The organism is Bacillus cereus group sp. RP43 (assembly GCF_040459645.1).
Classification (GTDB): Bacteria; Bacillota; Bacilli; order Bacillales; family Bacillaceae_G; genus Bacillus_A; species Bacillus_A mycoides_C.
In genome coordinates this window covers 2965250-2977856 of the sequence record NZ_JARVHQ010000001.1, presented here as the reverse complement: position 1 = coordinate 2977856, position 12607 = coordinate 2965250, and the positions used below count along the sequence as shown (strand labels likewise).

The window sequence follows — 12607 nt, the reverse complement described above, 5'->3', positions numbered from 1 at the left end:
AAATAATACAAAAAATTGGAAGAGTTATGTAATAAATACTATAAAAGTAAATTTGAAGTTATGGATGGAGTAGATAAAATAATCTTTGAAAAGACGATACAAAGCTATCATTCGTTTAAGTATCTTTACAGTGGTTTTTGATTAAAGTTTAAGTTCGATATACAAGAACAAATGTTCTTGGTATACTGGAAAATAAAAAAGGTGCGTTTACATGACAAATTTTAGTAATACAATTGAAAAACTAGATGAAATGATTTATAAACCTAATAATCTATTAATTACTAAACGAAAAGAAGAAAAGCAAAATTCAGAATATGCAGGAGGGGTATTCCAGCTAAATAATAGAAGCATCCGATTTAGGGTATCAAAAATTACGCCTAATAAGATTGGACAATTTGTTTCTTTTTGGGAGAAGAATGCCTCCATGAGCAATCAGGCATTTTCTTATGATTCAGCTCCTAACCTTTTAGTTATCACTTGTATAGCGGATAATAAACTAGGACAATTTATTTTTCCAAAAGAAATTCTTCTAAAAGAAAAAATATTAAAAACTCAAAATCAAAAAGGGAAAATGGCTATGAGGGTTTACCCGATTTGGGATAAACCTATTAGTAATCAAGCTAAGAAGAGTCAATTGTGGCAACTTCATTATTTTGTCGATTTAAGTGATACTGAAAATGTAGCTACAGATAAATTATTAAACTTATATTCATAGCGTATAAAATGTTTGTTCAGGTGGATATTTGGAAATATTAACAGGATAAGCCGTTAAGTAAAGAATAAAAAAAGAGCATACAAATAAAGTATGCTCAAAAAAAGATAGGTTTTATGAGTGGAGAATCTCCATACGATAATATATGCGCATTTCATTAATATGTGTAAAATATCAACAAAATATCAACAGAATATCAATTAATGAGTTATTTTAGTTTTTAATGAAGTCATGTTTTTGTGAAATGAAAAAGAGCCGTTTCTTTTGAAAGATGCGGCTCTTTTTACTGTTTTGTTATCGTACTGTTCGAAATGATAAATCATAAAATTATACGATTAACAATTTGATAATGATCGGACTTCAGTTATATACTTCTTAAAGTCTGGATATTGAGATACAGTTTGGCAGGTAGGGTTGAGTAGTTGATTAATTAAAGATACATTTGTAATTACTTCGTTACAAGGACCATAGAATGTAACTTTTAGCTTTGAATTCGGGGGAACTTTGAATACGATAGGGATTTTTTTCATTAAATAAACTCCTTACATAAAAGACGTTATATGTTTATTTCCTTTTAATTAGGAAGACATATTAATATAATATGTAATTTTTATTGTAGTTGATTATTACATATACTGTATGAGTTGATGTAATTTCTATTACGTATCCAAATAGTGTTGTGAAAAAATATATATCATGTTTATACAAAGCTTAAAAACAGACGAATATGAGGGAATAAGCGGTAATTAACTTGTCTCTATATAATAAATTGTAAAAAGGCAGCTTTTTTAGCTGCCTTTTTACAGGGAGATTGAAAAATCTTGGAGGTCATTCATGAGTATAAGCAAAAATTGCTTATATATAGTATGCACATTATTTATAGTTTTATCCCAATATTTAGTATGAAATAAACGCAAGTCTATCGTTTACAAATGCAAAAAAGAAGAACTTGTTTATTATGGATAAAAAGAAATTATTTAGTTTTAAAAAATGATGAAAATATATTTATTTGTCTTATAGAAGCTTGCTATTAGGCATAGGGGTCTAACAATAAAACAAGCTTTGAATATGATAGTAAGAAGGAGTTGATTAGTAATGGGCTATATTGTAGATATTTCAAAATGGAATGGAAATATTAATTGGGATATTGCAGCGTCTCAGCTAGATTTAGTTATTGCTAGAGTTCAAGATGGTTCGAATACGGGCGATTTTATGTATCAAGGTTATGTGAAAGAAATGAAGAAACGTAGTATCCCATTTGGGAATTATGCATTTTGCCGTTTTATATCTATTTCAGATGCAAAAAAAGAAGCACAAGATTTTTGGAATCGTGGCGATAAAAACGCTAAATTTTGGGTGGCAGATGTAGAAGTTCAAACAATGGTAGATATGCAAGGCGGGACTCAAGCATTTATTGATGAATTACGCCGATTAGGTGCAAAAAAAATTGGTTTATATGTAGGACATCACACGTATGTATCATTTGGAGCTCGCAATATTGATGCTGATTTTATTTGGATTCCTCGTTATGGGGGGAATAAACCAGCATATCCTTGTGATATTTGGCAATATACTGATTCAGGAAATGTTCCTGGTATTGGAAAATGTGATTTGAATCAATTAATTGGGAATAAAAATCTTTCTTGGTTTATAGGTTCAAATCAAACAAATCAATCTAGTATTGGAGATAGTAAGCAACCAAATGGAATTGGTATTGCGGTTTCAAAATATGATGATGGATACGGCATTAATTTATATGAAAATCCTGTGAATCCGCAGTTTACAGGAAGACTTACGAAAAAAATCCCATATTTAATCTATAAAGGTTATTGGGGAGGTGGCGAAAAAGATATGATTTGTTTAGGTGGTGACCAACAGTGGGCTAAGTTAGAACATTTTAATGTACAATGGTTTTATGCATATTCAAAATACACACCTGGATATGAAATTAGAACGTACGATGGACCAAACGGGAATGATACAGGTGCGGTCGATGGGGAGGTCCCTTATCGTATTTGGAATCGTCAAGATGGATATGTAGATATAGGTGGGAACAAATGGATTAAAGAAGAACATGTGCAGATTAAATGATGTTAAAAAGTCGGCTTTATGCCGGCTTTTTTATTTAATAAAGCTTGTCTCTGGCATGAAGAGAAATACTTGCGGAAAACACATTAATTTCACAATAGCGCTGTATAGTTCCTAATATACATTTATTAAAGTGAGGTATTTGAATTGAAAAAGAAAAAGCTATTTATGGGAACTATTATTACATGTGTGGCGCTAACATTGTCTGCGTGTGGTTCCTCAGAAAATGTTGCAACATCAAAAGTAGGAAACGTGACAGAGAAAGAGTTTAGTAAAGAATTAAGGCAAACATATGGAAAAAGTACTTTATCTCAAATGATGTTAAATAAGGCATTGCTAGATAAATATGAAGTTTCAGATGAAGAAGCTAAAAAACAAGTAGACGCAGCGAAGGAACAAATGGGTGACAAGTTTAAAGTGGCGTTAGAGCAAGTAGGATTAAAAAATGAAGATGAATTAAAAGAGAAAATGAAGCCAGAAATTGCACTTGAGAAAGCGATTAGAGCGACTGTCACAGATAAAGATGTGAAAGATAACCATAAACCAGAAATGAAGGTAAGTCACATTTTAGTGAAAGATGAAAAAACTGCGAAAGAAGTAAAAGAGAAAATAAATAATGGTGAAGATTTTACTGCTTTAGCGAAACAATATTCGGAAGATACTGGTTCAAAGGAACAGGGCGGAGAAATAGCTGGTTTTGCTCCTGGTCAAACTGTGAAAGAATTTGAGGAAGCTGCGTATAAATTAGATGCAGGACAAGTAAGTGAGCCGATAAAAACATCTTTTGGTTATCATATAATAAAAGTGACGGATAAAAAAGAATTGAAACCATTTGATGAAGTGAAAGATTCGATTCGAAAAGATTTAGAACAACAAAGACTACAAGATGCGACAGGTAAATGGAAACAACAAGTAATCAATGATCTATTGAAAGAAGCGGATATTAAAGTAACAGATAATGAATTTAAAGATACATTTAAATTCTTAGATGAGAAGTAAAGTTTAGAAGAAAAACAGAGATTTAGCATAGTGCTATATTTCTGTTTTTTAATTTTCAATAGAAAAGGGAACTCATATAGAGTTCCCTTTTCTCGTTAGTGTGTGTGAGTTATAAATAGATAGTAAGACAATACAATATTACATTTAAATATTAAGAATTACAATAGAAAATTTTGGTGTAAATAAAAAGGAATAAGTAATTACTTCGCAAAATGTTGAAATGATAATGTTTTAGTTAATTAGTTTTGTTAAATATAAACTAAATATATTTTCTTAGAAATTGAATAGAGGACATAATTTAAAGAATTGTACATATCATATTTATTGGAGTATAAGCTAACTTTATAGGAAGTGAAATGTTGAACATTTATTACAAAAAAATGTTCTTCATGATGATATGAATTATTTATTAAAATAGGATGAATATTTTTATATTTACTAGATTATTAAATTAATTTGGGGGAGAATATATGAAAGTTATTTTTAAGAGAGAAGGCGGAGGGAAAATTTTTGAATCATCTAATGAAAATATAAGCGTTCTATTAGCTGTATTAAAGGAAACAAAAGGGATAAAGATTGGGATGGTTGAGTATGAAGTATTAGAATATAAACTGGAATACTATCGAAATCCGAAAAAAACAGAAACAGAGAGAGAATTACATATTATTATGCAACCTAAACTTATTCAATAAAGAAAGTGAAATATTAATCAATTTGATATAGCTGAAATTTGTATTCCAGAAAGAAAGTTAGTTAGGATAGAAAAGTAAAATTAGAAATATAATTAGTTCAAAAAAAGCGACTTCACATTAGGTGGAGTCGCTTTTTTTGTTGCTACATGTATTCTATGGTGCGATAGGAAATGCAAAGAAAGTTGATTAATAAAAGGGAGTAATCAATGAGTATGAATAAATTACATAGATTAAAGTTGCATTTTGTTTGAAAAATTTACATGTTGCACTTCAAAAAGAACGTTCGTTCGTGTATAATTAGAACAAACGTTCTTTTTGAAGTGGAGATTTAGACAAATTCATAAATAGTTTTGAATTTGAAAGCTATGCTACATATAAATAAGAGATGGATAACGTGTATTTAGAAGTGAAGTTTCTATTCTTATGAATGGATAGATATAGAAAATTGAGGAGTAAAGAAAATGAATTATGTAAAGATACAGGAAAAAGGAAGAGAGTGGGTTCCGTTTACAGTAATGTCGGAACAATTATTAAGTTTGAGAAAAATTATTGGAGAGAAATTAAAAGTCCAAAGGCCGTTATTAACGAATGAAGTGAAAGAAAGTATTTCAGACAAATTATTAACTTCATTATTGTCTGAAGAAGAGATGTTAGTGACATATTTTGAAGAAGGATACATACTTACAAGTTATATGACAGTGGTTCATATAAATCCAATTCAACAAATTGTAAAATGTACAGATGCATTTTATAAAACATATATATTTGCTGCAAGGGACATAATTGATGTAACTTAAAAGAAGCTGGATTTTGAAATTTAGCTTCTTTAATTTGTCCAGCTATTTGCGGACAGGTAGATTCACACCTCAAAATTCGGCTGTGGGTCAGGCTGCCTGCAAAAATCTAATTTTTTTGAAGAACTAAATGAAAAAACAGCTAGATGCAAGCTAGCTGCTTAGTCCCAGGGAAAGGGAGAAAAGATTGGCACTCAAAAAATCGAAGATAGCTGTTTATCAGCCTGAGTATAGTATAGACAAATTTGAAAATGTTATACAAAAATGATTACAGACCTGGTTATGCTGTACCAACTTGGTTTTGATCTGCTAGATCAGAATCAAATGTATTAGTCGCGCTAACCCCACTAAAAGTGTTCACTACGAAACCAACGTTAGATGCGCCAGAGCCGTTATAAGCTTTCGTATTCTCTTTTGGAGAGACGTTGTAGAAATCACCTAAGTTGAAAGATCCGTTACTATTTTGTACAACTAAATTCCCCACAACTGAGGGCATAATTTTCACCTACTTTATAAGTAACTGTTTGCACTACTATATGAAGGTATAGTCTAATTGGTTCATTTGACAAATATTCCGGAATAGAAAAATGTTATAAGCTTTGTTTAATCAATCGAGCAAAAAGTATGTTAAAATTAACGAAGAGTTGAATTTTTAAAAGAATAAATTTAAATAATTAATATATACGGAATTAAAGGAGGCAAAATGTAATGGATAATGTTATAAAAACAGTGGATTTAACAGATGCAGAATCAAGTAAACTTGTTGCTATTATTTATAGTGATGATGTTACATTGATCGAAAAAGCATTTTGTCCTAATGAAATAAAATTAAAGTTTAATGAAATAGCAATTTTATCGGCAATTAAAACAGCATATATTACGAAAGTATCTATAAGGAAGGAACTTGAAGCGATTTTTCACGATACAGGCGTTTTATTAGTAAAGCAAAATGTTGAAAGGAATAGTATTCAATCTATAACAATGCATTTTGAGCAATTTAAAAAGTTGCAAAATGAGATTGAGAATTTAAATAAAAGCGTGTTTAAGACTAGGTAGAACTGCTTGGATAGAGGTGGGCTCTGTCAAGTTGAAAAAGTGGATTGAAAAGTATTTGGATAAATCGAGCTGTAAACATAAATATACTTTCATTAAGGTGTAGCCTATATTTATAGATGTGAGAAATGTAGGAGAGAGAAGATACAATTTAAAAATAATAAAGATATAAACAAAAAGAGTAATCATGATGGTTACTCTTTTTGTTTGTAATATGTAATATCAAAAATACTTCTAAAGTATGAAATAAATTGATACTTAAGTGAGAAGTTGAATAAGAATAAAAAGAGTAATATTAATTGAAAGGAGGAGATGAATTTGGAGCGAAACGACATTGGGAAACTTGTAATTATTACTGGAGTAACGCAAGGGCTAGGACGTGCAATGGTTGATAGGTTTCATGAATTGGGATGGAACATAGCAGGGTGTGGACGCTCAAAAAATAAAATTGAAGAGCTTAATAAATATTACGGTGCTTCACATGATTTTCAAATAATTGATGTTTCAAACCATCACCAAGTTAGTAAATGGGCAAGGCGTATTCTTAATAGGTATAGGGCTCCCGATATGTTAATAAATAATGCATCGATTGTTAATCAAAATGCACCGCTATGGAAAGTTACCGCTCAAGAATTTGAAAGTGTAATGAGTGTAAATGTGAACGGGGTAGTAAATGTCATTAGGGCGTTCGTCCCGGCGATGATAGATAGGAAAAAAGGGATTATTATTAATATGAGCTCTAGTTGGGGAAGAGAAGGCGAGGCTGAACTTGCGCCATATTGTGCCTCGAAGTTTGCTATTGAAGGTATCACGCAGTCTATGGCAATGGAACTGCCAAATGGCATGGCCGTAGTTGCGTTAGATCCAGGTGGAAGTATTAGCACTCCAATGCTTGATTTATGTGCACCTCAATATGTAAAAGAATCTCCTACACCTGAAATGTGGTCACATAAAGCAATTCACTATATATTAAATATATCAATAGATAAAAATGGAGATTCACTGACATGTCCTGTATGAATTTAACGTTCAGATAGGTATTAAATGTTATATTCACAGATTTGAAGGACAAGCATATATTGAAGTATGTAGGAAGCATTTGCAAGTTACACATTCATCGAGAAACTCCTTTTCAAAAAGAGCGCCTGAAAGGTGCTCTTTTTTATTATTAGTACATTATGTGATGCACAAAATTACATATGGAAAATAAAATAATGAATTAAAGATGATATTTGTTTATTTCGAATGTACTAGAAAATTTTAATATAGGTGATGGGAAATGAACCTACGCGATTTAGAATTGACAGGGGCATGGTTTCAAGTAGGAGGAAATCTTATAGCAGCTATTGGAACAACTAGAGGGTTTGCAGGAGAAGAAAAGATTGAGTCGGATCTTGTTATTGTAGGGAGTTCATTACAAGCCCTCGGATATATATTACAAATTATAGCAACTATTGATGTGAAAGATGAAGATAAATGTGAGAAGCAAGATGTAACTATAGATAATAAAAATAAAGCGCTAGCGAAGACGGGGATTGAGTTATTAGCTTTAGGTAATATTTCTAATGTAATAGGAACGTATTTTAATCTAAATGAACAAATGAAAGAAAATGATTTTCTTATAATTACTGGAAATAGTTTGCAATCAATTGGAGCTTTTTTAGGAGTAGAAGTAGCATTGAATGAGAAAAATGGAATACAGTGGATTATTGTATTAGGGAATTCCATGCAAAGTTTAGGTGCAGGATTACAAGCATATGAAGGTATTCACAATATATCAAAAGAAGAAGAGGGAAATGAAGACAGTAATATAGATAAAGAAGATCAACGTATAATAGGGCTAATAGGTATTTGGATACAGGCAATAGGTACTGTAATTTCAGCAATTGGATTAACAGAAATAGTAGAGGAACAAAGATTGGAATCTAAGAAAAGGCAATGAAATACTCATTTAAATGAAGTTTGGAGTATTTCAATTTTAGAAGTAGGACAAGATTGATGTGATAATTCTTTTTGTAGGCTTTTTCATATAGGCGTAGAATATACATATAAACGAACAGGTGAAAATAGCTTGTTAACGTTAGTGAGAGGCTCTTCATTTAGTTATACTATTATATGTGATTTTTGTAATGATGAGTTCTTATATACGTCTTTAGAAATAACATGATTTCATAGGTTTGATAGTATAGGAGATGGATGGGTAAGAATTGAAAAATAAACATTAAGGAGTTTTTCAGACATGATGTACTTATTAGCAATTCTACTTCCGCCGGTAGCTGTTTTATTTTGCGGAAAGCCGTTTCAAGCGATTATTAATTTCATTTTAACCTTAATTTTTTGGGTTCCAGGAGCGATACATGCAGTTCTTGTCGTACATGATAAAAAAGCCGACAGGCGACTTAAAAGACAAGTTCAAGCGTACGATGAAATTAATAAAAGAAATAGAAGGTAAATTGCGAGTGGAAACATACAAAAAAAGAAAGGGGATTTGATTCGCCTTTCTTTTTTGTATGCCAATCAAGTTTAAATTTTAGTATAGCGGTAAGAATTTTTAATATAAGTATTATGATAATAACTTTTAGAGTGTGCGTTTAATAAACCGGTGTAAATGCTTTCTGGCACATTAAAGAAATCATACATACCATTCTTTAGTTGAATACGTAAAATCATAGAAAAAGGATTATAGCCAACAGCAACTACATTTTTTGAAATAACGGGAGATAGCTTCATCATTACGCAACTCCTTATGTTTCATTTTAGATGGTTTCTTGTAGATAAGGGAATTGTCGTGTTGAAATCCTAATAATTAAAGAGGTATTATACTTATATGCAATATATTAAATGTTTGTTATACGTAATTATAAGGAAGTTCACACGAAGTACATATCGTTGTGCTATTTTTATTTCACCTTTGATTTATAAATAAGAAAATATTGACCATTTGAAAAAAAGGTATATTATTTATACGAGGTATTAAAAATTCACTTCTTACATTCTATGCTTTAAGGGGCAGTATTATTAGAAAAAATAGAAGTGAAAATAGTTTGCATAAGAAGTATTCTAAAATGTATAATCTGTGAATTGGGAAAATATTGAATGCTCCAGGTCAATATACTTTCTTGATTAAATGTATTTGGGAAAGTGACCTCAATATTTTCAAGTAAATCAACGGGAGAATTGAAAGGCAGGAGAAAGTAACATGTCAGAAAATTATCGTTCTCGAGAGGAGCGACGACAAGTTCAAAAGAAAAAACAGCCAGCTTCTAAAAAAACAAAACCAAAAGGTAAAACATCGTTTTTTCGTAAATTTTTAATCAGTTGTTTACTACTTGGTATTGTAGGTTTAGTGGCAGGGGTTGCTACCTTTTTCGTTATGATAAAGGATGCACCAAAACTTGAGAAAGCAAAACTTGTTAATCCGTTATCCTCAAAAATTTATGATAAAGACGGGAATTTGGTATATGAATATGGGAAAGAAAAAAGAACGAATGTTACGTATGACCAAATCCCTAAATTAGTAGAAGAAGCATTTTTAGCGACAGAAGATGCACGTTTTTATGAACATAGCGGTGTGGATTTTAAAGGTACTGCTCGTGCAGTTTTAGTTAGTCTTAAAGGAGATTACGGTTCACAAGGTGGAAGTACGATAACGCAGCAAGTTATTAAAAACTACTTCTTATCGATGGAAAAAACGTCAAAACGTAAGGTTCAGGAAATATATTTAGCGTATAAGCTAGAACAACAGTATTCAAAACATGAAATATTAGAGATGTATTTAAATAAAATTAATTTAGGTAACCGTTCATATGGAATCGCAACAGCAGCACAAAACTATTATGGTAAAGAATTGAAAGATTTAACATTACCAGAAGTTGCGATGCTTGCTGGTTTACCGAAAGCACCAAATAACTATGATCCAACGAAATCAGAAAATGTTCAAAGGGCAACAGAGAGAAGAAATACTGTACTAAACTTAATGAATCGACATGGTTATATTACAAAGGCAGAAATGGAAGAAGCATCAAAAGTTTCAGTAACAGATGGGATTAAAACTGCAACTGTACAAACAATGCCATATCCTGCATTTATGGATGCGGTTGTGAAAGAAGTAGAAAAAGAACTACCAGATGCTAATATTGGTTCTGATGGTTTAGAAATTTATACAACATTGGATCCAAAAGCACAGGATTATGCTGACAAGCTTTTAAATGAAAATATTATTAATTATCCAAATGAGAAATTTCAAGGCGCTTTCACATTTATGGATACGAAAACAGGAGAAGTTCGTGCTATAGGTAGCGGACGTGGTGAAAATAAAGCGGTATTTAAAGGGCATAATATGGCAATTGAATTAGATCGTGCAGCTGGTTCGACAATGAAGCCAATTTTTGATTATGCTCCTGCGATTGAATATTTAAAATGGGCTACGTACCATCAAATTGATGACTCTCCATTTAAATATTCAACTGGACAAGAAGTTCGAAATGCAGACAGAAGTCATTTAGGTCCAATTACTATGCGTGATGCATTAAAGATGTCGCGTAATATTCCGGCAATTAAAACTGCAAAAGAAGTGGGAATTAGTAAATCGAAAGATTTCTCTGAGAAATTAGGTATTACATTTAATGCAGCACCGACAGAATCTACAGCGATTGGTACAAACGAAGTATCACCAACTGAAATAGCGGGTGCTTATGCGGCATTTGGTAATGATGGTAAGTATACGAAGCCGCATTTTGTTAAGAAAGTAGTTTATCCAGACGGCAAGTCACAAAGTTTTGGACAAAAATCAAAACCAGTTATGGCCGATTCTACAGCATATATGATTACTGATATGCTTCGTTCTGTAGTTACATCAGGTACTGGTACGTCGGCAAATGTGGCCTCTTTAGATGTAGCTGGTAAAACAGGTACAACTAACTATTCTTCAAAACAACTAGCACAATATGGAATTCCAGAAAGTGCAACTCGTGATAGTTGGTTTGCAGGTTATACACCGCAATATACGATGGCAGTATGGACTGGATATATGAAAGATGGCAAAGATGAGTATATTAGTAGTAAAAATACGAAAATTGCGCAGTTGATTTTTAAATCAATGATGAGCGAAATGGCTACAGATAAATCACGCTTTAAAATGCCAAGTAGTGTTATTCAGGAAGGTAGTGAATTGCGTATAAAAGGTGAAAAACGTGATTCATCTCCAAATACGAGCGTACCGGATGCAACGGAACAACCAAAACAAGATCAACAGCAAAAAACTGAAGAAGAGAAAAAGCAAGAAGAATTAAAGAAACAGGAAGAACTTAAGAAACAAGAAGAGCAAAAGAAACAAGATGAACTTAAGCAACAAGAAGAGCTTAAGAAGCAAGAAGAGCAAAAGAAACAAGATGAATTAAATAAGAAAAATGAACAAAATAATGGAAATGGTCAAGGAAACACAACTCCACCGAACAATGGTGGAGGCCAAGGAAATACAACCCCGCCGAACAACGGTGGAAGCCAAGGAAATACAACCCCGCCGAACAACGGTGGAGGCCAAGGGAATACAACCCCACCGAACAACGGTGGAGGTCAGGGGGATACAACCCCACCGAATAACGGTGGAGGGGGCCAAGGGAATACAACTCCAACGCCACCAGCAACAACGCCACCAACTACTGGTGGGAACACAGGAGAAGTCCCTGTCAATAATGGACAATAAATAACGTATATAAAAAAGCACCAAAGGTACCGATAAAACGGTTCCTTTGGTGCTTTTTATATTATAAAGATTACTATTATTTTTAAATGTTAAAAGTACCATAGAAATTTTGAAAGTAAATTGATGGGAAATGATAAAAAATTTGAGTAGGAGGTATTGGAGGATAGCCTGGGTTATAAAAACCAGTACTACTAGGATGTGTGCCATGATTCCAATATACAGGGGTGACTTGCCCAGGAGTTTGGAATTGTTGCCAAGTAGCAGGAAGTTCAATACCAACATCGGAGCTAGCTGTATGAACAGAGGGGACATGTATTGAAGGAACTGACGGAACTGCAGTAACTATTCTTGGTGATACCCACATGAAACGATCACTCCTAAGTTTAATAATAAAATAGTATATTCTTTTAGAACATATAAAGGTACATATATAGGACTTTCGCTTAAAACATAGGTATAAAGTCGTAAGACCAACTTAAATTGATGGTAGACCATTTATTATGAAAAGATACGTCTATTAGCGGAGGGAAAGGGAGCATGAAAAATATACAATTGATGTGTTGAT

General features: G+C 32.2%; 14 protein-coding genes. 10 read left to right on the top strand and 4 right to left on the bottom strand.

Annotated features, from left to right (window positions below; all coding sequences use genetic code 11):
• Positions 1 to 211 precede the first annotated feature (211 nt).
• The gene (locus QCI75_RS15565) at positions 212 to 715 is read left to right on the top strand and encodes a MepB family protein (protein ID WP_144506420.1); all 504 of its coding nucleotides are present in this window, start codon (positions 212 to 214) and stop codon (positions 713 to 715) included.
• A gap of 332 nt (positions 716 to 1047) precedes the next feature.
• Here QCI75_RS15565 and QCI75_RS15560 read toward each other — a convergent pair whose 3' ends face one another.
• Entirely contained in the window at positions 1048 to 1242 is a 195-nt protein-coding gene (locus tag QCI75_RS15560; protein WP_144506421.1) for a hypothetical protein, read from the bottom strand.
• 565 nt (positions 1243 to 1807) lie between these two features.
• On the opposite strand from QCI75_RS15560, the gene QCI75_RS15555 reads away from it, so the two are divergent.
• The 4 genes from QCI75_RS15555 to QCI75_RS15540 all read left to right on the top strand — a co-directional run bounded on the left by QCI75_RS15555 (position 1808) and on the right by QCI75_RS15540 (position 5288).
• Positions 1808 to 2803: a glycoside hydrolase family 25 protein gene (locus tag QCI75_RS15555; protein ID WP_144506422.1), complete on the top strand. Its 996-nt coding sequence runs from the start codon at positions 1808 to 1810 to the stop codon at positions 2801 to 2803.
• A gap of 144 nt (positions 2804 to 2947) precedes the next feature.
• Positions 2948 to 3799 (top strand): peptidylprolyl isomerase PrsA, encoded by an 852-nt coding sequence (locus QCI75_RS15550; protein ID WP_002157949.1) that lies wholly within the window; start codon positions 2948 to 2950, stop codon positions 3797 to 3799.
• A 470-nt stretch (positions 3800 to 4269) separates the two neighbouring features.
• Complete coding sequence (locus QCI75_RS15545) at positions 4270 to 4491, top strand: hypothetical protein (RefSeq protein ID WP_002157948.1); 222 nt, start codon at positions 4270 to 4272, stop codon at positions 4489 to 4491.
• Positions 4492 to 4952: 461 nt separating this feature from the next.
• Positions 4953 to 5288 carry a YolD-like family protein gene (locus QCI75_RS15540; RefSeq protein ID WP_144506423.1) on the top strand — a complete coding sequence of 112 codons (336 nt, stop codon included), beginning with the start codon at positions 4953 to 4955 and terminating at the stop codon, positions 5286 to 5288.
• Positions 5289 to 5565: 277 nt separating this feature from the next.
• Here the strand turns inward: QCI75_RS15540 and gerPF are convergent, their stop codons facing one another.
• Positions 5566 to 5781 carry a spore germination protein GerPF gene (gene gerPF, locus QCI75_RS15535; RefSeq protein WP_001141569.1) on the bottom strand — a complete coding sequence of 72 codons (216 nt, stop codon included), beginning with the start codon at positions 5779 to 5781 and terminating at the stop codon, positions 5566 to 5568.
• A gap of 212 nt (positions 5782 to 5993) precedes the next feature.
• On the opposite strand from gerPF, the gene QCI75_RS15530 reads away from it, so the two are divergent.
• From QCI75_RS15530 to QCI75_RS15515, 4 genes are all read left to right on the top strand, one after another.
• On the top strand, positions 5994 to 6341 hold the full coding sequence (locus tag QCI75_RS15530) for a hypothetical protein (RefSeq protein ID WP_144506424.1): 348 nt from the start codon (positions 5994 to 5996) through the stop codon (positions 6339 to 6341).
• Positions 6342 to 6656: 315 nt separating this feature from the next.
• Positions 6657 to 7358 (top strand): SDR family oxidoreductase, encoded by a 702-nt coding sequence (locus tag QCI75_RS15525; protein WP_353760806.1) that lies wholly within the window; start codon positions 6657 to 6659, stop codon positions 7356 to 7358.
• Positions 7359 to 7617: 259 nt separating this feature from the next.
• A complete protein-coding gene (locus QCI75_RS15520) occupies positions 7618 to 8280 on the top strand; it encodes a DUF6944 family repetitive protein (protein WP_353760805.1) in 663 nt (220 codons plus the stop codon).
• 297 nt (positions 8281 to 8577) lie between these two features.
• Positions 8578 to 8790 carry a YqaE/Pmp3 family membrane protein gene (locus QCI75_RS15515; protein ID WP_002065263.1) on the top strand — a complete coding sequence of 71 codons (213 nt, stop codon included), beginning with the start codon at positions 8578 to 8580 and terminating at the stop codon, positions 8788 to 8790.
• 71 nt (positions 8791 to 8861) lie between these two features.
• Here QCI75_RS15515 and QCI75_RS15510 read toward each other — a convergent pair whose 3' ends face one another.
• Positions 8862 to 9071, bottom strand: coding sequence for a KTSC domain-containing protein (locus QCI75_RS15510; RefSeq protein ID WP_070142508.1), 210 nt, complete (start codon positions 9069 to 9071; stop codon positions 8862 to 8864).
• Between the two features lie 466 nt (positions 9072 to 9537).
• Between QCI75_RS15510 and QCI75_RS15505 the strand changes: the two genes are divergently transcribed.
• A complete protein-coding gene (locus QCI75_RS15505; protein WP_144506427.1) occupies positions 9538 to 12042 on the top strand; it encodes a transglycosylase domain-containing protein in 2505 nt (834 codons plus the stop codon).
• Positions 12043 to 12124: 82 nt separating this feature from the next.
• On the opposite strand, the gene QCI75_RS15500 is transcribed toward QCI75_RS15505, so the two are convergent.
• Positions 12125 to 12406, bottom strand: coding sequence for a hypothetical protein (locus tag QCI75_RS15500; protein ID WP_071747332.1), 282 nt, complete (start codon positions 12404 to 12406; stop codon positions 12125 to 12127).
• Positions 12407 to 12607 lie beyond the last annotated feature (201 nt).

Excerpts from the sequence above, each read along its gene's own strand:
- QCI75_RS15565 (WP_144506420.1), top strand. The coding sequence starts at position 212 with ATGACAAATTTTAGTAATACAATTGAAAAACTAGATGAAATGATTTAT.
- QCI75_RS15560 (WP_144506421.1), bottom strand. The coding sequence starts at position 1,242 with ATGAAAAAAATCCCTATCGTATTCAAAGTTCCCCCGAATTCAAAGCTA.
- QCI75_RS15555 (WP_144506422.1), top strand. The coding sequence starts at position 1,808 with ATGGGCTATATTGTAGATATTTCAAAATGGAATGGAAATATTAATTGG.
- QCI75_RS15545 (WP_002157948.1), top strand. The coding sequence starts at position 4,270 with ATGAAAGTTATTTTTAAGAGAGAAGGCGGAGGGAAAATTTTTGAATCA.
- QCI75_RS15540 (WP_144506423.1), top strand. The coding sequence starts at position 4,953 with ATGAATTATGTAAAGATACAGGAAAAAGGAAGAGAGTGGGTTCCGTTT.
- gerPF (WP_001141569.1), bottom strand. The coding sequence starts at position 5,781 with ATGCCCTCAGTTGTGGGGAATTTAGTTGTACAAAATAGTAACGGATCT.
- QCI75_RS15530 (WP_144506424.1), top strand. The coding sequence starts at position 5,994 with ATGGATAATGTTATAAAAACAGTGGATTTAACAGATGCAGAATCAAGT.
- QCI75_RS15520 (WP_353760805.1), top strand. The coding sequence starts at position 7,618 with ATGAACCTACGCGATTTAGAATTGACAGGGGCATGGTTTCAAGTAGGA.
- QCI75_RS15515 (WP_002065263.1), top strand. The coding sequence starts at position 8,578 with ATGATGTACTTATTAGCAATTCTACTTCCGCCGGTAGCTGTTTTATTT.
- QCI75_RS15510 (WP_070142508.1), bottom strand. The coding sequence starts at position 9,071 with ATGATGAAGCTATCTCCCGTTATTTCAAAAAATGTAGTTGCTGTTGGC.
- QCI75_RS15505 (WP_144506427.1), top strand. The coding sequence starts at position 9,538 with ATGTCAGAAAATTATCGTTCTCGAGAGGAGCGACGACAAGTTCAAAAG.
- QCI75_RS15500 (WP_071747332.1), bottom strand. The coding sequence starts at position 12,406 with ATGTGGGTATCACCAAGAATAGTTACTGCAGTTCCGTCAGTTCCTTCA.